Source organism: Bacillus sp. 3255, assembly GCF_031456485.1.
GTDB lineage: Bacteria > Bacillota > Bacilli > Paenibacillales > NBRC-103111 > Paenibacillus_E.
The window spans coordinates 1-20,281 of sequence record NZ_JAVDUS010000001.1 but is presented as its reverse complement, the minus strand read 5'-3'; the positions used below and the strand labels follow the sequence as shown (position 1 = coordinate 20,281).

The window sequence follows — 20,281 nt, the reverse complement described above, 5'->3', positions numbered from 1 at the left end:
AGATGAAAGAAAATTATACACATCAGGTGCAGCTTCCTTCGGGGGTTGTACATGTCTACGCAGCTCCTGAGCTGTTTAAATCGTTGGACTATCAGGTGTTCCAGATGGCCAACAACAATCTGCAAATACCGAACCAAAGGTTCATGAGCTATACGCCGGACGTGCACGTAGGCATCGGAACCTGCATCGGCACGACCGCCGCCTGGTATACCCATGACGGCTACGTATCTCCCTCGATCGTCGGCAGCGATATCGGCTGCGGGATGAGGGTGCATCTGACCAATCTGCACCGGAATGAGCTCAAGGATGTGAAGCTGCGCCGCAAGCTGGTGAAGGCTATCGAGAAATATTTGCCCGTCGAGGATCATGCCCGGGGGCATTTCTCGGACATTCGCCTGGAGCACGTCGTGACCAAGGGTTTGCACGGGCTGCCTAAGAAATATGTGCCGAACGGCTACACGCCGAGGAAGGCGACATCGCTTACGCATGTGGAATGCAGCAAATTTACTGTGGATGAAAATGATTTGAACCGTTTCCCGAATGCAGTCTGGCACCGGTCGCACCGCCAGCTTGGCACGCTCGGGAACGGAAACCATTTTGCCGAGATCCAAGCGATAGAGATTGCCGAGGAGAACCGGGCTGTCGCGGAAGCATGGGGGTTGTTCGACGGGCAGGTGGCCGTCATGATCCATTCCGGATCACGCGCATGGGGAGGTTCTGTGAACCTCAGCTGCACCAGCGACATGCAGAAGGTGATGCGTACGCTTGGTTTAGGGACGGCGGACCCGAAGCTCGTGTTTGCTCCGCTTGCCCATCCGGCTGCAGAAGCTTATGTCAATTTGATGTATTCCGCGCTGAATTATGCTGTGGTTAACCGGCATCTTATTGCGTATGCCATTCGTGAAGCGGGCAAGGATGTCTTCGGCTCGAAGTTTGAGATGACGACGCTGTACGATTTGATGCACAACTATGCCTGGGAGGAGCGGCATGAGGGCGAATCGTACTTCGTTCACCGCAAAGGGGCGACGAGATCGCTGCCGGCCGGCCATCCGGACAATCCGCAGCCCTATGCGGCTACCGGCCACCCAGCGCTCATCCCGGGGTCCATGGGGACGGCCTCCTACTTGATGGTCGGCGCGCCGGGCGGCAAGGCCAACTTTCACTCCATCTGCCATGGAGCGGGCCGCCTCCGCTCGCGGGGGGCTACGAAGCGGCTGGTTACGCTGAGTGAATTCGCCTCCGCGATGCGTGTGGGGACGGACGAGGAGGTCGTCGTCAATCAGAAATCGCTGGAAGCTATTCTCGATGAATCGCCGCAGGCATACAAAGATGTCGATCAAATCATCGAGAGCGTCGTAGGAGCCGGTTTGGCTCAGGTTGTAGCCAAGTGCAAGCCGCTTGCAGCGATTAAAGGCGCCAAATGAGTTATGAAGGAGGCCGCTGTGTGTTAACGAACAAGGAGCGGACGGCTTTAAGCAAGTTGATGAGTAAAATATTGCGGCATTCGCCTGAGCCATTCGGCGTGCAGCTTCATCCGGCGGACGGTTCTTGCCAGCGGAAATACAGTTCGCTATTACGGCTGAATTAGCGGTTCTGGAAGGTAAAGCGGAAATACAATGCGTTATCCTTGCTGAATTTGAGTGTTTCGCAGCTCAATCAGCAAAATAGCGCATCTTATTTCCGCTTCGGCGGCTATTGGCCCTCGTTATACTGAAATAAGGGCCTGTATTTCCGTTCCGCTCCCGCACCGCCAAGCTTCCCGCCCGAATCTACCTGCCAACACAAGCACGAACTCCACCCTCGCACCCTTGATGCCTGTTCCTTCAACGTCGCACACATCCACCAAACAAGCTGCCGCACCGGAATGACCTCGCTACTCCTTATTGCCTAACAACCGCACGTGTTCCCCCCTTGGACTCTCGCGCCAGCGGAAATACAGTTCGCTAATACGGCTGAATTAGCGGTTCTGGAAGGTAAAGCGGAAATACAATGCGTTATCCTTGCTGAATTTGGTTGTTTCGCAGCTCAATCAGCATAATAGCGCATCTTATTTCCGCTTTCGGCGGCTATTGGCCCTCGTTATACTGAAATAAGGGCCTGTATTTCCGTTCCGCTCCCGCGCCGCCAAGCTTCCCGCCCGAATCTACCTGCGAACACAAGTACGAACTCCATCCTCGCACCCTTGATACCTGTTGCTTCAATGTCGCACACATCCACCAAACAAGCTGCCGCGCCGGAATGACCTCGCTACTCCTTACTGACTAATAACCGCATGTGTTCCCCCCTTGGAAATTCTGTGGCCAAAGGACCCTCACGCCAGCGGAAATACAGTTCGCTAATACAGCTGAATTAGCGGTTCTGGAAGGTAAAGCGGAAATACAATGCGTTATCCTTGCTGAATTTGGTTGTTTCGCAGCTCAATCAGCAAAATAACGCATCTTATTTCCGCTTCGGCGGCTATTTTCCCTCTTTATGCTGAAATAAGGGCCTGTATTTCCGTTCCGCTCCCGCACCGCCAAGCTTCCCGCCCGAATCTACCTGCCACCACGGCACGAACTCCATCCTCGCACCCTTGATGCCTGTTGCTTCAATGTCGCACACATCCACCAACAAGCTGCCGCGCCGGAATGACCTCGCTACTCCTTACTGCCTAACAACCGCACGTGTTCCCCCCTTGGAGTCTCGCGCCAGCGGAAATACAGTTCGCTAATACGGCTGAATTAGCGGTTCTGGAAGGTAAAGCGGAAATACAATGCGTTATCCTTGCTGAATTTGGTTGTTTCGCAGCTCAATCAGCATAATAGCGCATCTTATTTCCGCTTCAGCGGCTATTTTCCCTCTTTATGCTAAAATAAGGGCCTGTATTTCCGTTCGGCTCACGCCGCCAAGCTTCCCGCCCGAATCTACCTGCGAACACAAGTACGAACTCCATCCTCGCACCCTTGATGCCTGTTCCTTCAACGTCGCACACATCCACCAAACAAGCTGCCGCGCCGGAATGACCTCGCTACTCCTTACTGCCTAACAACCGCATATGTTCCCCCCTTGGAAATACTGAGGCCAAACGACCCTCACGCCAGCGGAAATACAGTTCGCTAATACGGCTGAATTAGCGGTTCTGGAAGGTAAAGCGGAAATACAATGCGTTATCCTTGCTGAATCTGGTTGTTTCGCAGCTCAATCAGCAAAATAACGCATCTTATTTCCGCTTCGGCGGCTATTGGCCCTCGTTATACTGAAATAAGGGCCTGTATTTCCGTTCCGCTCCCGCACCGCCAAGCTTCCCACCCGAATCTACCTGCCAACACAAGTACGAACTCCATCCTCGCACCCTTGATGCCTGTTCCTTCAACGTCGCACACATCCACCAAACAAGCTGCCGCACCGGAATGACCTCGCTACTCCTTATTGCCTAACAACCGCACGTGTTCCCCTAGCAAATATGCTCTTTGCACCTGCCAGCCGTACGCCTTTTAGAAAATCCAACCTGAGACCGTATCTCAGGTTTTTTTCGTTCTAATTAAGGCGGAAAAGCCATACCCATGAAAAAGGAAAATTAGGAACTGCGTGGAAACAGTTTCTATACCAAGTCATGAGGGGTAGAAGATGAATCATTTAACGGAAGCTTATGTCGATAGTCTGGCACTTAACAGCAGCGCGATCAAGAATGGCAAAGATTTGGTGAAGAAAAACAGCTTCCCGCTGCTTTGCCGGTCGGAAGACGGAACGATCATTTTCGGGGAATGCAAAGGCAGCGGCAAGGAGCCCTATAAGTGTTCGGTCGATGCGCTCAAGGAAGGAAGTCCTGTGTTCCGCTGCACTTGCCCAAGCCGTCAGTTTCCATGCAAGCACAATCTCGGGCTGATGTATGCATTTACCTCAGGGAAAACGTTCGTCACAGCCCCTATTCCCCAAGATATCGCCGGCAAAAGGGAAAAGGCCGAGAAGCGGGAGGAGAAGAGGAAGGAAGCCGCCGCTGTCGGGACGGATGCCTCGATAGCTTCGACAGCTTCGACTGCATCGACATCTTCAACGGCTGCCGCAGCCGCAACGGCCACCAAGCGCAAAACGAGTAAAGCGACCCTCACGAAGAAGATAGCCGCTCAGCTCGAAGGGATCGGCATCGCTGAGAAGCTCATTCTGCAGCTGGTCACGTCAGGGCTGGGCTCCCTGGACAAGAAGGGGCTGCAAACCGCTGAAGATCAAGCGAAGCAGCTCGGCAATTATTACATTCCCGGCATTCAGTCCCAACTGCGGGAATTGACGCAGCGATTCCGAGCCGAAGACAATCGCGAAGCGGCATACCCCGCCGCGATTGAGCAGTTGACAACGCTCCATGCGCTGATCAAGAAAAGCAAGGAGTACTTAGGCGGGAGATTGGAGAATCCCGATGCGCCGGTTGACAGCGAGTCCACGCTGGAGGAATGGATCGGCCATGCCTGGCAGCTCGCGGAGCTGAGAGAGCTTGGCCGCGTTCGCAGCAGGGCGGAGCTGCTTCAGCTCTTCTTCCGCTCGTACGCGGATCAGGCGAGAGGCGAATATATCGACGAGGGCTATTGGGCCGATCTCCAAACCGGACACATACACCTCACGAGAACGTACCGACCGTTTCGTGCGGTGAAATACATACGCGAGGAAGATTCCGTTTTCCAAGTCGTCCAAGCGAAGGATTTGGCCCAATACCCAGGAGAGCTGAATGCGAGGGTGCGCTTCGAAGAAGCGACCTACCGGGAAGCCGTTGCAGACGATTATAAAGCTGTCATTGCCTCCGCCCGTCCGTCTTTCCCGGAAGTCGTGAAGCTGGTGAAGAATCAAATCAAGAACCCGCTGTCCGACAAGCATCCGGTCATGCTGCTGCGGTTCGCCGAGATGATGAGGAGCGGTTCGGGCTTCGTGCTTCTGGATCAGCAGGGGAAGCAGCTGCCTCTGGCGGACATTCCGCATCTCGGCGAGCCGACCATGCATTTGCTGACCTTACTGCAGGAGTCCAGCCTGCATGACCAAGCGATTGTGGTTATGTTCGAGCATAACCGTGAACATAACCGGCTGGAAGCGCAGCCTCTGAGCATTGTAACGGCGACTGCCATCATTCGCCTGCTGTATTGATGATGAGAATTAGGAGACGATTCCATGAGCATAGACATTTTGTATGAGCTGCAGCATGAGGTGCGGCGCTTGTTTATTGCGGGGAGCGGTATGGCGGCGGGCGATTTGCGCTTGCAGAAGATGCTTCCCCGCCTGCAGTCGCTGGGCGAGTCCGCTCCGGTGTTCCAACGAATGGCGCAAGCTGTCAGCCAAGTGCTGGAGACGGAAGCGAGCGGCTCGGCCGGGAAGCTGCTGGAGCTGGGCATGCTGCTGAACTCGGTGCTGTATACGCAGGGGAGAACGGAGACGAAGGAATCGCTCGAACCCGTTGCATCAGCATCAGCATCAGCATCAGCAACGGCTGCGCCACTGCCTGCCTCCATCCCTTACCGCAAGCTACATCCGCTCAAGGAGGCACTGACACAGAAAGGCCAGGGCCGAATGGAGCAGCTGCGGATCGGATACGATGAGGGACTGTTTCACGATCTCCGCGTGATTCCCGCAGCAGTGTCTGCGTTAGACGACAGCTACGCGGAGATTCCTGAATTCCTGCACCGTCAAGTGCTGCCCTCAATCGGCGCTGCGGCGCTCCCCGCACTGCGGCAGCAGTTCAACCGGGATGGCGGCAGAGGCGATGCCCGCCGGTTAGAGCTGCTGCATGCCGGGCTGCCTGCCTGGGAAAGCGAGAAGCTCCTGCTTGAAGCTGCGGCGGAAGGCTCGATTGAAGTGCGGGCGGCGGCAGTTGAAAGGCTTGGCGATTATCCGCAGCATGAAGATTTGATCATGGGGTACGCGGACGACAAGAGGAAAGAGATCCGTAAGGCGGCGCTGTACGCTCTATCACGGCTTGGCACGGACGAAGCCGCCGCCCGTCTGTACAAGGCGCTGGGCTCCAAAGATCAGGAATTGGCGATCGAGCCGGTTCAACTATGCGCAGCCGGGGGATTGACGCTCGCCGTTCTAGAGCAAGCCGACAGCATGCTGGCGCGCATCGTTCAGGGAACGAACGTCAAGGACGCAGCCCAGCATTTGATGGCTGACATTCGCAGCCTGCGTGGCAAGAGAGTGCCGGAAGTCGTCCACTTCCTGGAGAAGTTGCTATCGTCGCCGGGCTTCCTCTTACCGGAGACGGATGCCGTACAAGAGGAGGCCGCCGACCTGCTGCTGGCACTGGATATGCCGGAGGCGTACCGTGTGGCCGTTACGCTGTATGAAGCATGCGACCGCAAATTTACTCCGTACAGCTTTCGGGCGGCTCTGCGCATTTTGCCTCCAGAGGCTGTATACGACCGCTTCGCCCGCGAGCTCAAGGACCTCAAATCTCCCGCTGCCAAGGGACTGGTTCGGGTACTCTACGATGAGACCCCTTCGATACATGAACAGCTGTATGGTCAGGAAGACTTCGAAGAGAGTAGATGGGATCCGAGATGGGTGCATCTCTTCATCAAGTTAAACGAAGTGGAGCTGGTCTGCCGGTTCGCCCGGGAGCCCGATCCGAAGGTGACGAAATTTATCGTCGCCAAATGCGAGGAACGGCCTAATTTCAACACGGCGAAGACGGTTCATCTCTTGCTCGTGCTGTTCCGTCAGCAGCATCCGGAGGCGCCGAGGCTGCTCATGGACATCCTGGAAAAGGGTGGAAACAAGCCGTTTTATTATTTGGACCGCCTTCAGCTTACTCTGCTTTCGCTGCTGCCCAAGTCTTATGCGCCTAGCTTACAGCGGTTCGCAGAAGGTTTATCGTACCAAGGAATAAGAAATCAGCTGCTGGACATTGCGGAAACCGTCGCCTCCGCGCAGGAGGCGGAACAGGAGCAAGCGGACAGCTCAAATCAGGAAAAGAAGGGACAGGGATTATGGGGATGGCTCACAAGCAGGATGTTGTAAGATTGCCCTCCGAGCGGCTGTACGCGGAAGAGCTGGAGGCATTGAAGAAACTGGACCAGGACGCGAAACCGGCCGGATGGCAGCTGTCTCCCAAAGCCGTTCTGACCTTTCTGACGGGAGGCCAAGTCAGGGGAGTCAACATTACGCCGAAATACATCGGAAACAAAAGACTCGTCGAGATGGCGATCGCCACGCTTCTGACGGATCGGGCGCTCCTGCTGATCGGGGAGCCGGGTACGGCCAAGTCATGGCTTTCGGAAAATTTGACGGCTGCAATAACCGGGGATTCGGGCCGGGTTATCCAAGGTACGGCAGGCACAAGCGAGGAGCATATCCGCTATTCGTGGAATTATGCGATGCTGCTGGCGCAGGGGCCGTCCGATCAGGCGATTATCAAGAGCCCGATCTTCCGGGCGATGGAGACCGGCGGAATCGCCCGGTTCGAAGAAATATCCCGCTGCGCCTCCGAGGTGCAGGACGCGCTGATCTCCATCCTCTCGGAGAAGACGATAGCGATTCCCGAGCTGAACCGGGAAGTGTTCGCCGCCAGAGGCTTCTCCATCATTGCAACGGCGAACACGCGCGATCGCGGCGTGAATGACATGTCGGCGGCCTTGAAGCGCCGCTTCAATATGATCGTGCTTCCGCCGCCTGCGGATATGGAGACGGAAGTGGAGATCGTGCGCAAGCGGGTCGGCGAAATAGCGGTCAGCTATGAGCTGAAGGCAGCGCTGCCCGACGAAGAGGCCGTGCGGAAGGTGGTGACGATATTCCGCGAGCTGCGCAGCGGGATGTCGCTGGACGGCAAGGAGAAGGTGAAGGGGCCGAGCGGGGTCATCTCCACGGCGGAAGCGATCTCGCTGCTGACCGGCAGCATGGCGCTGGCGGGCAGCTTCGGCAGCGGCAGGATTGAAGAGGAGGATATTGCCGCCGGGCTGCAAGGGGCTATCGTGAAAGACGAGGAGAAGGATCGTCTGGTCTGGAAGGAATATTTGGAAAATGTGATGAAAAAGCGGGGATCGACATGGAGAAATCTGTACTTCGCGTGCTCGGAGATGAACAACTAGCGGACGGCTCGGGATTTCATGTTTTCGGAATTCGGCATCTGTCGCCTGGCGGCGCGCATCATCTGCTGGCCTTCCTGGATGCCGTCAAGCCTACGGCCGTCCTGGTGGAAGGGCCGAGCGACGCGAGCCCGCTCATCGCCGAGCTCACGGCGGACGGCGTCAGTCCGCCGGTGGCCATTTTGGCCTATACGGATACGCTGCCGGTAAGAACTTTGCTGTACCCGTACGCCGAATATTCGCCGGAATATCAAGCTTTCCGCTGGGCGAGCCGGCACGGTGCGGAGGCAGCCTTCATCGATCTCCCCGCCGGGCAGGCATTGGCTTTGTATGAGCTGAGGCAGCAGGTGCCTTCGGAGAGCTTTCTAGCCTATGCTCACGAACAGAACGATCTGTACCGGCAGCTGGCCGAGCTGTCCGGAGAGCCGGATTATGAGGCCTATTGGGAACGGCATTTCGAGCATAATTTGCACGAAGATGCTTACCGCCAAGGCATTTACCGGTTTTCCCTGCAGATGCGGGAGCTCACCTCCCCGGGCGAAATGCAGCATGCCCCGCAGGAGGCGGCATATAACGAAATTCGGGAAGCTTATATGCGGCGCCGAATCCGGGAAGCCATCGCATCCGGCCATGACCCGCAGCGAATCGTCGTCGTGACCGGCGCGCATCATGCCTCGGCTATGGATCATCGCCTCCCGGCGATGACGGACGAACAGTGGAAGGGACTGCCCAAGACGAAGGCGAAATTGACGTTAATGCCTTACTCCTACTACAAGCTTTCGTTGCATTCCGGCTATGGGGCAGGTAATCAGGCGCCGGCTTATTTCGAGCTCTTCTGGCAATGCCTGCAGCGGGGGGATCTCCATAGACTTCCGGCTCTGTACTTCTCCCAAGTCGCCGCTTATCTGAGAAAGCATGGCAACTACAGATCGACAGCTTCCCTCATCGAGGGCGTGAGGATGGCGGAAGCGCTGGCCGCTCTGCACGGAGGGAGCCTTCCGACCTGGAAGGATTTACGTGATGCCGCGGTCGTATGCCTCGGCTATGGCGAGCTGTCGACCATCGCGGAAGCGCTGGCCAGAACGGATGTCGGCACGGCGATCGGGAGGCTGCCGGAAGGCGTTAGCCAAACGCCGATTCAGGACGATCTGAACAGACAACTGAAGCGGCTTAAGCTGGAGAAGTACAAGTCGGCCGTAGCAGCGACGCTGGAGCTGGATTTGCGCGAGAACCGCAGGGTGAAATCGGAGGAAGCGGCGTACCTGGACTTGAATCGCTCCGTTCTCCTGCAGCGGCTTACACTGCTCGGCATTCGCTTCGCCAAGCCGCAAAGGGTGAACCAGGATTCCGCTACATGGGCGGAGCACTGGGTGCTGCAGTGGACGCCGGAAGCGGAAATTCAGGTCGTGGAGTCGACGCTGAAAGGGGAGACGATTGAGCTGGCGGCGGCGTTCGTGCTGAAGGAGCGGCTCGAATGCTGCGCAGATATCGCCGAAGCATCCCGTATCGTTCGCATTGCCTGCGACTGCGCTCTAACGAAGGAGATGGAGCGGGCGATAACCGCACTGCACAGGCTAGCGGTGGATGCGGGCAGCTTCGAGCAGGTGGCGGCGGCCGTCTATGAACTGTCGGTGCTGATCCGTTACGGCTCGATCCGCCGGATTGAAACGGAGGTGCTCCTGCCGCTGCTCCGGCAGCTCTTCCTGCGCGGAGCGCTGCTGCTTGCGGGCGCTTCAAGCTGCAACGACGATGCCGCCCACGGCATGGTTCGGGCGATTCAATCGCTGCATGCCGTTGCCGGTGACCACTACGACGTCGTCGATGACGGCTTATGGCTGGCCAAATTGCAGGAGCTGGCTTCACGCGATGATTGCAATGCCAAGCTGTCCGGCTTCGCCTTCGCCCTTTTGCTGGAACGTAATGAAATTCCTGAGGAACGCGTTGCCAGGGAAGTTTCCCGGCGGCTTTCGCCGGGAATACCCGCCGATCTGGGAGCGGGTTGGTTCGAGGGCATGTCCATGCGCAACCGGTATGCGCTGCTCTCAAGAGTTGCGCTGTGGCAGCAGCTGGATAGCTATATCGGTTCGCTGGATAAGGAAGCCTTCCATCGTTCGCTCGTTTTCCTGCGCCGGGCCTTCGGCTCGTTCGAGCCCAGGGAGAAAGCGGCAGTGGCCGAAATGATGGGCGACATATGGGGCGTCGGCTCCGTGGCGGCAGGCTCTGTCTTACAGCAGCCTCTAAGCGAGGAAGAGAAGGAGAAGTTGGATGAGCTCGGTGAATTTGACTTTGGAGATTTGTAGCCTATGACGACAATCGATCAGGAGCAATTAAACCGTTGGCGGTTAATACTTGGTGCAGCCGTCGAAGAGAAGCTGCAAGCTTATGGCACAGGCGAAGCTATGCTTGATGAGGAAACGCGGCTTATGGATGAAGCGCTCGCCGCCATTTATGACGACACCTTCGGCGGAGGTGACGCCGGAACGGGTGCGGGCGGTCCCCGCAAAGCGGGGCTAGGCGCATCCATGCCGAAGCTGGCCAAATGGCTGGGCGATATCCGCACGTTCTTCCCGCCGGATGTCGTTTCTGTCATCCAGGGGGATGCCATCGAGCGCAGGGGCCTCAAGCAGCTGTTGTTCGAGCCGGAGCTGCTGGCTCAGGTGAAGCCGGATATTCAGATGGTGGCCACGCTGATGGCGCTCAAAGGGAAAATCCCCGAGAAGACGAAGGACACGGCCAGACAACTGGTTAAGGCGGTTGTGGATGAGATCGTGAAGCGGCTGTCGCAGGATTTGCGCCGGGCGGTGACCGGCGCGCTGAACCGCAGACAGCACTCGCCGCTGCCGTCGGTGACAGGGCTCGATTGGAAGACGACGATCCGCAAAAATCTCAAGCATTTCGACAAGGAACGAGGACTCCTGCTGCCGGAGAAGGTATATTTCTTCGATCGTGCCAAGCGGAGCAAGGAGTGGACGGTCATTCTCGACATCGATCAGAGCGGTTCGATGGCGGGCTCCGTGATCTACGCCTCGATTGTCGGCTCGATATTCGCCAGCATGCCGGCGCTGGATACGCGCGTCGTTGCTTTCGATACGGAGGTCGTCGATTTGAGCGAGCAATGTGCCGAGGATCCGGTCGACATGCTGTTCGGCATACAGCTTGGCGGCGGAACGGATATTAACAAGTCCATCACATACTGCGCGCCGTTCATTACCGAACCGAAGAAGACGCTGTTTATTCTGGTCTCGGACCTGTACGAAGGCGGCAACCGGACGGAGATGATCCGGAAGCTTGCGGAGATGCACCAAGCCGGCGTCAAGACGATCTGTCTGCTGGCATTGACCGATCAGGGCGTGCCGTCTTACGATGAGGCCGTGGCCAAGAAGCTGTCGCAGTACGGCATTCCATGCTTTGGCTGTTCGCCCGATAAGCTGCCTGAGCTCATTGAAGGCGCCTTGAAGGGGCACGATCTCGGCGTGCTTGCCGAGCGCGTGAAGCAAGGAGGCGGGCAGGGATGATAAGCTGGCTGCAGCGTCTAGTCAGCCTAGTGCTTGTGCTGGTCGTGCTTGCAGGTATTCAAGCGCCGCCGGCGCAGGCCTGCTCACGCGGGCCGACAACGCAGGAAGCGGATTATTTGGCCGCGAACGCTATTTTCTCAGCCACCGTACTGCGCCTGGAGGACGTCTATCCGTCGCAGACGCTGGCCGTTCTCCAGCCGCTCGACGTATATAAAGGGAAGGCCTCTTCTTATGTAGTGACGAACGACGATTCGGATCAATGCGGCGCAAGCCTTGAAGCAGGGAAGACGTATTTATTTTTCGCACAGGGATGGGATATTCCGTATATTAGTGTGTTTGATGCGTATGAGGATGGGACTGAACACATGAAGGCGCTTGTGCAATGGCTTGAGGCGAGAGCGGAGGAGCCTTCGGGCTATAAGGCGGTAGAAGCGTTCAGGCAGGGAGAGATCCGCCTTACGCTGGAGCAGCAGGACCAAGGAAAGATGGATCAAGCGTTCATCTCAAATCATACGGTATATGCTCCTCTTCCGTATATACTCGAAGTATTGGGAAGCATTCCTGCATCTGCAAGGGAACGGCTTCAAGCGGAAACGATCGCATACGGTAAAGAGCGGTTCGTTCCTGTACGGCTCGCCGCCGAGAGCATGGGCTACGAGGTCGGGTGGATCGAGCACAACTCGATGGTCGTGATCCATACGCCGATCGACAAGCGGAAGGGACCGATGACGCTCGCAATGCGCTATCTGATTCAAGTCGGTTTGGAAGGCAGCCTTGAGGTTGACCGTTTGACAAAGGATGAGATTGCGTACCGCTCTTATCATGGACATATGCCGCCGGGTCTGGAGGTTCAGCCACAAACGCACCCTTTCTCCGATATGCTGCAGGAAGAGATCGGGCACAGGAAATACATCCTTGAGTTTTATATGAAAAATGGGCAAAATGATATCCGGCTGTTAGCAGCCCCCGAACTGGTTCACCGAATCGAAAGCGATTCCGCATTCCGCGCACAGGTAGGGAAGAGGCTGGGCAAGCCGGCCGGCGCGCTGCCGGCGCATCGGCTGGTAACTGCAGCGGATTTCGAGTGAAGAATGTCAAAGGGGAGGATTCGATGAAGCTATTTCAGAATATACCCCTGCTGCCGACCAAATTAAATAGGCCGCAGCAGCCATCGTATCATATCCCCCGGGAGCATTTGATGGCCGGCATGTCCAAGGCGCTATCCTGCAAAGTGACCTTCGTCACGTCGCCGCCGGGCTTCGGCAAAACAACGCTGGTCGGCGAATGGCTGCTGCACGGGTCCGTACCCGTCGCATGGGTTTCCTTGGATCAAGGGGAGAATGACATGCTCCGGTTCTGGACTTATGTCATAGCAGCCTTTCATCGGCTGTATCCAGCGCTCGGCCACAAATCGCTTTCCTTATTGCGAACGATTTCGTTCTCGGCGGAAGAAATGATTGATTGGCTGCTTCATGATTTATTTGACATCCGTCATGATGTGCTGCTTGTACTCGATGATTACCATGTGATCGATTCCCAAGAGATCCATTCCCAGGTTGCTTATTTCCTTGACCGTATGCCGCCGCATGTCCATCTTATTCTGCTAAGCCGCAAGCAGCCGCCGATTGCCGTCGGCAAGCTCCGTGCCAGAGGCCAGCTGTGTGAAATCGGTTTGAAGGATTTGCGTTTCTCCCCGGATGAGATGAAGGCGTTCTGGCTGAAGCAAACCGGCGACACGCCTAGTGAAGCGGTTATGCAGCTGTTAACGGAGCGCACGGAGGGGTGGGCGGCCGGCGTTCAGTTGGCTGTGCTCACCCATCTGTCGGGTCATCCCCAGGCGTTGAACGATTTCAAGGGAAATCACCGGTATGTCGTGGATTATTTGATGGAAGAGGTTTTCGACCATATGCCCGATCGCGTTCGGTCGTTCCTGGTGAAAACGTCGGTGGCGGAGCGGATGAACGCCGGACTTTGCTCGGCGCTTATCGGGCGCGATGTTCAGGTGGACGAGCTTCAGGACATGGAGAAAGCGAACTTATTCGTTATTCCCTTAGATGCGGAGAGGCATTGGTACCGGTATCATCATTTGTTCGCCAGCTTCTTGCGCAGCAAGTTGGAGGGGGCGGAAGCGAGCGGTCTCCACAGGGCGGCATGCGAATGGTTTGCGGAGCAAGGCTTCACGGCAGAAGCCGTCGAGCATGCGCTATCGGCAGCGGCGTACGGCCGGGCAGCGGGTCTCATCCTGCAGAGTGCGCCGGAGATGCTCAAGCGAAGGGAGCTGGCCACCCTGCACAGATGGCTGCTGCAGTTGCCGTCCGCTGTGCGGGAGCGTCCGGAAATGCTGATGATTCAAGTGTGGACGGAGCTGCTTCTGGGGCGCAAAGAGCAGACGGAGGTCCACATCCATACGCTGCACCGTGCGCTGCAGCTGCCTGCTCATGCCCTCACGCCGCAATTGATCGGAGTCAGAGAGGATTTGAAAGTGGTCCGGTGCTTTCAGGCCATGCTGGCGGGCGATTTCCCTCTGTGCTATTCCTTGCTGCAGCAGATGTGCGAGGAGGAGAGCCTGCCGGACCTTCAAGATGTGCCGATGCTGTTCAGCATGGGGGTGGAGATGAACGCCGGAAGTTTGCCGCTGATTCGCAGCTATTACGGGTTTCGCGGACGGATCAAACAGGCGAAGCGCTATCACCGGTTATACGGCTCATTCATTGACAAGCACGGGTTTCACGATTACCCGTTCACGGCTTATCAAAGGGCGGCGCTGAGCGAAGTTTGTTATGAGCAGAACCGGCTCGACGAAGCGCTGCGTTGGGCCGACGATGCGGTTCGCCTTGCGAGGTTGAACCGGGTTATGGGGGCTTATGTGCCTGCAGAGATCGTTCGTTCTAAGATCACAAGAGATCGAGAAGGGGCGGAATCTGCTCTTGCCATCCTTCGGGAAGCTATGGCGTATGTGAACGCAGAGGATCTCCCAGGTTCCCGGTGGCACGACCTGCTCTATGCGTATTACATTCGCTGCCGGCTGGAGGTTGGCATTACGGAGGATACCGGCCCATGGATGGCGGCTGCCTCATGGGGCAAAAGAAACGAGATGATCGGCGACCAGGACGACGAGCTGCTGACGTTCATCCGTGTCTTAATGGCCGGAGGCGATATCCGCGAAGCACTTCTATGGTGCGCGAAGCTCATGCGGAAGGCGCAGTCCTCCGGCAGCATCATGACGGAGATCGAGGTTCGGCTGTGTCTGGCGCAAATTCATCACTGGTTGGATGAGCCTCATACGTCGCTGCTTCAGCTGCATAAGGCGCTTTGCTTGGGAGAGCAGGAGGGTTACTTGCGCATATTTGCCGGAAAGGAGTTATCGGCTTTGCTTACCCGCTATGCCGAGGTACGGCGAAGCAAATATATGCCGGACATTCAGTCGGACGGGGTATCGCTGTCTTATCTGCAAAGCATAGTATCCATCGCTCAGGAGGGGCACGCGGAGGAGCGTCAGAGCGCAAGCTCCGTGCATACGCTGACTCCTCGCGAGCGGGAAGTGCTGCAGCTTATGGCGGAGGGCTTGTCGAACAAGGCCATTGCCGAGCGGCTGGTGTTGTCGGAAGGCACGGTGAAGCTGCATCTCCACCGGATCTATAGCAAATTGCAGGTGAACGGGAGAGTGCAGGCGGTTCAGAAAGCGAATGAAAGTAAAATATAACGATCGCATATATCTTTCGTTAGCTGGCCGCCCCCCTCGCATCTGTTAAGCTGAAAACAGTTCAACAGATGAGGAGTGGAAAGCATGAATTATGATGTGATTGTCGTCGGGGCGCGCGTTGCCGGATCTTCGCTCGCTTATGAATTGTCGCAGGCCGGCTTCAAAGTGCTGCTCGTGGAGCGGTCTGTTTTTCCAAGCGATATGTTGTCGACGCATAACTTTTTTAACAATTCGGTGGCTATGCTTAGGGAAATGGGTGTACTGGACAAGCTGCTGCAGACGGGCACCCCCTTGTACCGGAGGGCTTATGTGCGAATGGACGATGCCGTAATTGACGGCCTGTATCCCGAGGTGTCCGGTGAATCGTACTGCTTGTGCATCAGACGCAAATATTTGGATTCCATTCTGTTCGAGCATGCGGCAGCTTCACCGCTCGTTACCGCCATTCAAGGGTTTCGGGTTACGGATGTATTGCGGCAAGGCGATGCGGTCACTGGTATTGCAGGCGTGGGACGCGATGGCCGTAGAGAGCAATTCACAGCCAGGCTGGTGGTCGGAGCGGACGGCCGCCATTCGACGGTGCGCGATTTGGTGCGGAGCGAGCGGATAATGGCTGTGCCGACGGACTATGCTTCGTATGTAGGTTACTTTTCCGGGTATCGGCAAGAGGGGGAGCCTTGTGTGGAGTTTTATAAAATGAGAGATCGTCTGGCGATCCTATTCCCCACTAGCGACGAACTCGTCGTTGTTGGCGTCATGTTTCCGCTGGCGAGCACGGAATGGATGGACAAATTCAAATCCGGACCGGAGACAGCTTTCCGCGAGCTTGTCGATTGCGGTTTCCCGGACACAGGCTTCCCCGAGCGGTTGCGCGCAGCGAAGCTGGAAGAGCCGGTTCGAGGACTGCTGGGCTATGATAACGACTGGTTTCAAGGGCTGGGCCAGGGCTGGGCGCTTGTCGGAGACGCCGTTTCTTTCAAGGATCCCGCGGTTGGGCAGGGCATGCACGATGCGATCTACGGCGCTCGATTGCTGACCTCGCTCTTGTCCGAGGAAGAGGATTGGGCCGGCAATTGGGAACAGTTGGCAAGGCGTTATCAAGCGGCGATGGAGTCCAAGCTGATGTCCCGCTACGGGATGGCTTGCCAAATGACGAAAGTTACTCCCGTTACGGCAGAGCAAGCGATCGTGAATCAAGTTATCGCCGCGAATCCTGCAGTGACGCAGGCATTCCTTGGCATTTATAATTATGCGAACGAACCGGAGGCTTTCGGAGAGATGGTGATGCAGGCGATGCAGGCGATGCAGGGGCCGTAGAACGACTCTATCATTTTGTATGCCGCCTTTCCTCCATTTTCATAGTATAATAGTTCCTAATGACATATGGAGGAACTAAAATGACGTTAATTAAGCACATGCAAGCCCCAGATGAATTTCTCGGTTTCTATCTAATTAAAGAATTGGAAATTAAACAAACGAATACGACGCCGGCCAAAGATTTCATGGATATCGTGCTGTGCGATGCCAGCGGGCAAGTCACCGCCAAGATGTGGGATGTCAGCGCGGCGGACAAGGAAACCTTTTTCCCGATGACGCTCGTGAAGGTCCAAGGGCTCGTGCAGACATACCGGGATAAATTACAGGTGAAAATCGGGAGAATCCGCAAGGTGCTGCCCGAAGATGGCGTGCAGATGACGGACTTCATCCGGTCGGCTCCCATAAGTCCGATGGAACTCATTCATACGATAAATAACGTTATGGCCAGCATCACGAATGAGGCGGTGAAATCCATCGTATCGTACTGTGTGGCCAAAGTAGGAGAGAAGCTGAACCACTATCCGGCCGCCAAAACGCATCATCACGCATATTTCGCAGGTCTCGCCTATCACATTGTGCGTATGCTGGAAATCGGCGAGTTCATTTGCAAGCAGCGCCCATTCCTTAATCCCGACCTGATTAAAGCGGGTATCATTCTGCACGATATCGCCAAACCGGAAGAAATGACCGCCCAGCTGGGCATCGTCACGGAATACAGCGTGCAGGGCAAGCTGCTCGGTCATATTTCGATGGCGTCGAGCTGGATCACGGAAGCGGCACTGCACCATGGGCTGGACCTGCAGTCCGATGTGGTGATCGGGCTGCAGCACATCGTGCTGTCCCATCATAATTTGCCGGAATGGGGAAGCCCGGTGCTGCCGCAAATCCCGGAAGCCGTCGCCCTGCACTACATCGACTCGATGGATGCGAAGCTGCAGATGGTCGAGGATAGCTTGCAGGTAACGCCGGAAACGGATGCCTGGACCCCGGTTATCCGCGGGTTGGAGAATAAAGCGATGTATCGTTTGAACTTATAATGGGAAGCCGTCAGGATAGTCTGGCGGCGCTTAATAACCGCTTTCCCCGTTATGTGAACAGGGGGGCGGTTATTTTTGCTCTTCTAATGTTTACTTGGTAAAAGAAGGAAAGGTGGTCGGATTGTCGAAATAATGTTAATGCCTATGTCATTGTTCAAGGCTGTAAGTTTTGTCGGGGAAGGTGAAAGCGTGAAGCGGGTCATTCAGATGTGCTGGATAGGTTTAATTATTGTCATATTATCTAGTGTATGGACAGGTTCGCGAGCTCATGAAAATGAACAATCTATTGAAATGAAAACGATTCCAGAATGGAGCGTTATGTGGGGCGATCCTCCGGGCGGATTGGAGGAAGTGGAATTAATTTCACCGGATAAGTGGATTGCCGTGAGAAACGGTCAACCTGCACCGCATAAACCGGCGCTTGTTACATCGGCTTGGATCAAAATTCAGCTTCCGTCCAGCATACCTAAAGACTATGGGATGTACATAGAAGATATTCGGTCACAACGAACGAAAGTATACATAGACCATCATGTCGTTTGGGAGGCGAATTATCATTTTCCCTACGATACCCAACGAAGCTTATTTCCGATCAGCAGCGAGGATGGGGAGAAAACGGTCTATTTGAAGCTTGAGACTTCAATGGACCGGTTAAGCATATACTCCGATGTCAGACTCGGCCATTACACAGCGTTAATGCGGTCGTTCATGCTGAAGGATCTGCAAAATATCATTTTCGGATGTTCATTTCTTTTCATCGCTGCGATCATGCTGATCGGTTCCGTTTTTCTGAACCGCGGTCAATTCCAAAGCTGGGCGATCATCAGTGTGCTTAGTTTATCGGTAGGCGTTATTTTCATCACTTACTCGCCCTTCATGTACGCCAACTTCACGCAATATGGCGGTATTTATAGTGCTTCATTCGATGTCGCGCTTTTTTTATTTTTGCCGGCACTCACTTATTTTATTGAACGGATCTTCGATGACGGCAGGTTTACATGGGTACGCTGGTTTCGGAAGTTCCAAATGGCTTACTCCGGCTTGTTAATTTTACTCATGTGCGTGAATCTGCTGAGTCGTAATCAACTGCTCAATGTCTACTTTTTCGCATCCGTTACGGTTTTGGCCGTAATCATGGTTTGCCAATTCATATTGATCATTGGTTTATGCATTAAGCTGGTTCGCAAAGGGAATAAGGAAGCGGTCATTTTTTCCAGCGGTTTTGCGATGTTGGCGTCTATGGGCATATTGGATTTGACCAACTATTACGCCTCTTCCGGGAATTACCAGTTTTTTCTGTGGAAATGGGGGGTGATCGCCTTATTTATTGCCCTCGTGGTCATTCTGGTCAGACGCTTCGCCATGAATCAGGCACTGATGATGAATTATTCCAAGGAACTCGAATTTTACAATCACCAGCTCCAGCTGTCTGAGAAAATGGAAATCATTAGCGCGCTGGCTGCATCCGTCGCCCATGAGGTGAGGAATCCGCTGCAGGTCACAAGAGGTTTCCTTCAGCTTGTCGCTTCCCGTACGGATGGCAAAAATCAAGAATACATGCGAGTAGCCATCGAGGAGCTGGACCGGGCTTCGACGATTATTACCGATTTCCTGAGCTTCTCGAAACCGCAGCTGGAAGACTTGGCGGACCTCAATGTAGCCAATGAAATCAAACAAATCGAAGGCATTATTGTGCCTCTCGCTACTTTGCATGGCGGACGAATTACGGTTCATGTTCCTTCCGGGCTTTATATTCGCGGCAATGTTTCGAAGTTCAAGCAAGTGCTGATTAATCTTATCAAAAATAGCATAGAAGCTTTCCAAGAGGATGGTGAAGGCCAGATTCATATCTGGGCTTATGAGAAGCAGGAGCACATCTACATTCATATCAAAGACAATGGGGAGGGAATTGAACCGGCGAAGTTGGCGAAGTTAGGGGAGCCTTATTTCTCGACCAAAACGAAGGGTACAGGCCTCGGTCTCATGGTTACCTTCCAAATCGTAGAGGCCATGAAGGGGACGATCGAGTTCAAGAGCCAGCGGTATATCGAGACGGAGGTCGTCATGTGCTTCCCGCGCGTGAAAGAAGCGGAGGCGGGGTGAGTTGGCGAGCGGTCGGGCTCTAACGGACACCACGGCCGTTAATGCCGGGGAACGCGGCCGGTTTGCGCTCTAACGGACAGGAGAGCCGCTATTTGCCAGTTTCCGCGCGAGAATCGCGCTGATCGAGGCAAATAACGTTCACTGTGTCCGTTAGGACCCGGAATCGGCGCAAAACCGCCGAATAGCGGCTTCTGTGTCCGTTAGCCGATTCCGGGGGCGCGGTGCTTCGAACGCCGTGAACAGGCGCGGCCGTGAACACCGGAGCCGAGCTGTGCCGGCGGCCCACAACTGCCGATCGCTCCGAGGTACGCCGCTCTAACGGACACCACGGCCGTTAATGCCGGGGAACGCGGCCGGTTTGCGCTCTAACGGACAGGAGAGCCGCTATTTGCCAATTTCCGCGCGAGAATCGCGCTGATCGAGGCAAATAACGTTCGCTGTGTCCGTTAGGGTCCGGGATCGGCGTAAAACCGCCGAATAGCGGCTTCTGTGTCCGTTAGCCGATTCCGGGGGCGCGGTGCTTCGAACGCCGTGAACAGGCGCGGCCGTGAACACCGGAGCCGAGCTGTG

Annotated in this window: 13 protein-coding genes; 12 read left to right on the top strand and 1 reads right to left on the bottom strand. The window is 55.5% G+C overall.

All coding sequences use genetic code 11. From position 1 onward, the window contains the following. The first annotated feature begins 2 nt into the window (after positions 1-2). From J2X61_RS00065 to J2X61_RS00010, 12 genes are all read left to right on the top strand, one after another. A complete protein-coding gene (locus J2X61_RS00065) occupies positions 3-1,424 on the top strand; it encodes an RtcB family protein (protein WP_310184942.1) in 1,422 nt (473 codons plus the stop codon). Positions 1,425-1,444: 20 nt separating this feature from the next. Next, positions 1,445-1,588 (top strand): hypothetical protein, encoded by a 144-nt coding sequence (locus tag J2X61_RS00060; protein ID WP_274466386.1) that lies wholly within the window; start codon positions 1,445-1,447, stop codon positions 1,586-1,588. A 2,018-nt stretch (positions 1,589-3,606) separates the two neighbouring features. After that, the gene (locus J2X61_RS00055; protein WP_310184940.1) at positions 3,607-5,106 is read left to right on the top strand and encodes an SWIM zinc finger family protein; all 1,500 of its coding nucleotides are present in this window, start codon (positions 3,607-3,609) and stop codon (positions 5,104-5,106) included. Between the two features lie 24 nt (positions 5,107-5,130). Continuing rightward, positions 5,131-6,972: a HEAT repeat domain-containing protein gene (locus J2X61_RS00050; protein ID WP_310184939.1), complete on the top strand. Its 1,842-nt coding sequence runs from the start codon at positions 5,131-5,133 to the stop codon at positions 6,970-6,972. Further along, positions 6,948-8,039, top strand: coding sequence for an ATP-binding protein (locus J2X61_RS00045; RefSeq protein ID WP_274467446.1), 1,092 nt, complete (start codon positions 6,948-6,950; stop codon positions 8,037-8,039). Before J2X61_RS00050 ends, J2X61_RS00045 begins: the two co-directional genes overlap by 25 nt. Then, a complete protein-coding gene (locus J2X61_RS00040; protein ID WP_310184938.1) occupies positions 7,997-10,336 on the top strand; it encodes a DUF5682 family protein in 2,340 nt (779 codons plus the stop codon). The genes J2X61_RS00045 and J2X61_RS00040 overlap by 43 nt, the downstream gene beginning before the upstream one ends. Positions 10,337-10,339: 3 nt before the next feature. Then, the gene (locus tag J2X61_RS00035) at positions 10,340-11,551 is read left to right on the top strand and encodes a VWA domain-containing protein (protein ID WP_274466382.1); all 1,212 of its coding nucleotides are present in this window, start codon (positions 10,340-10,342) and stop codon (positions 11,549-11,551) included. Next, positions 11,548-12,639: a stalk domain-containing protein gene (locus J2X61_RS00030; protein WP_310184937.1), complete on the top strand. Its 1,092-nt coding sequence runs from the start codon at positions 11,548-11,550 to the stop codon at positions 12,637-12,639. The genes J2X61_RS00035 and J2X61_RS00030 overlap by 4 nt, the downstream gene beginning before the upstream one ends. A 23-nt stretch (positions 12,640-12,662) precedes the next feature. Beyond that, positions 12,663-15,254, top strand: coding sequence for a helix-turn-helix transcriptional regulator (locus J2X61_RS00025; RefSeq protein WP_310184936.1), 2,592 nt, complete (start codon positions 12,663-12,665; stop codon positions 15,252-15,254). A gap of 84 nt (positions 15,255-15,338) precedes the next feature. Beyond that, positions 15,339-16,571 carry an FAD-dependent oxidoreductase gene (locus tag J2X61_RS00020; protein ID WP_310184935.1) on the top strand — a complete coding sequence of 411 codons (1,233 nt, stop codon included), beginning with the start codon at positions 15,339-15,341 and terminating at the stop codon, positions 16,569-16,571. An 80-nt stretch (positions 16,572-16,651) separates the two neighbouring features. Next, positions 16,652-17,608 (top strand): 3'-5' exoribonuclease YhaM family protein, encoded by a 957-nt coding sequence (locus J2X61_RS00015; protein WP_310184934.1) that lies wholly within the window; start codon positions 16,652-16,654, stop codon positions 17,606-17,608. A gap of 291 nt (positions 17,609-17,899) precedes the next feature. Then, positions 17,900-19,711, top strand: coding sequence for an ATP-binding protein (locus J2X61_RS00010; RefSeq protein ID WP_310184933.1), 1,812 nt, complete (start codon positions 17,900-17,902; stop codon positions 19,709-19,711). A 384-nt stretch (positions 19,712-20,095) separates the two neighbouring features. Here the strand turns inward: J2X61_RS00010 and J2X61_RS00005 are convergent. Then, positions 20,096-20,281, bottom strand: a 186-nt coding sequence (locus tag J2X61_RS00005) for a hypothetical protein (protein WP_310184932.1), incomplete at its 5' end; no start/stop codon positions are given.

Bases quoted from the DNA above. Each gene is read 5' to 3' on its own strand.
- J2X61_RS00030 (WP_310184937.1), top strand. From the start codon at position 11,548: ATGATAAGCTGGCTGCAGCGTCTAGTCAGCCTAGTGCTTGTGCTGGTC.
- J2X61_RS00050 (WP_310184939.1), top strand. From the start codon at position 5,131: ATGAGCATAGACATTTTGTATGAGCTGCAGCATGAGGTGCGGCGCTTG.
- J2X61_RS00020 (WP_310184935.1), top strand. From the start codon at position 15,339: ATGAATTATGATGTGATTGTCGTCGGGGCGCGCGTTGCCGGATCTTCG.
- J2X61_RS00015 (WP_310184934.1), top strand. From the start codon at position 16,652: ATGACGTTAATTAAGCACATGCAAGCCCCAGATGAATTTCTCGGTTTC.
- J2X61_RS00010 (WP_310184933.1), top strand. From the start codon at position 17,900: ATGAAAACGATTCCAGAATGGAGCGTTATGTGGGGCGATCCTCCGGGC.
- J2X61_RS00025 (WP_310184936.1), top strand. From the start codon at position 12,663: ATGAAGCTATTTCAGAATATACCCCTGCTGCCGACCAAATTAAATAGG.
- J2X61_RS00055 (WP_310184940.1), top strand. From the start codon at position 3,607: ATGAATCATTTAACGGAAGCTTATGTCGATAGTCTGGCACTTAACAGC.
- J2X61_RS00065 (WP_310184942.1), top strand. From the start codon at position 3: ATGAAAGAAAATTATACACATCAGGTGCAGCTTCCTTCGGGGGTTGTA.
- J2X61_RS00045 (WP_274467446.1), top strand. From the start codon at position 6,948: ATGGCTCACAAGCAGGATGTTGTAAGATTGCCCTCCGAGCGGCTGTAC.
- J2X61_RS00035 (WP_274466382.1), top strand. From the start codon at position 10,340: ATGACGACAATCGATCAGGAGCAATTAAACCGTTGGCGGTTAATACTT.
- J2X61_RS00040 (WP_310184938.1), top strand. From the start codon at position 7,997: ATGGAGAAATCTGTACTTCGCGTGCTCGGAGATGAACAACTAGCGGAC.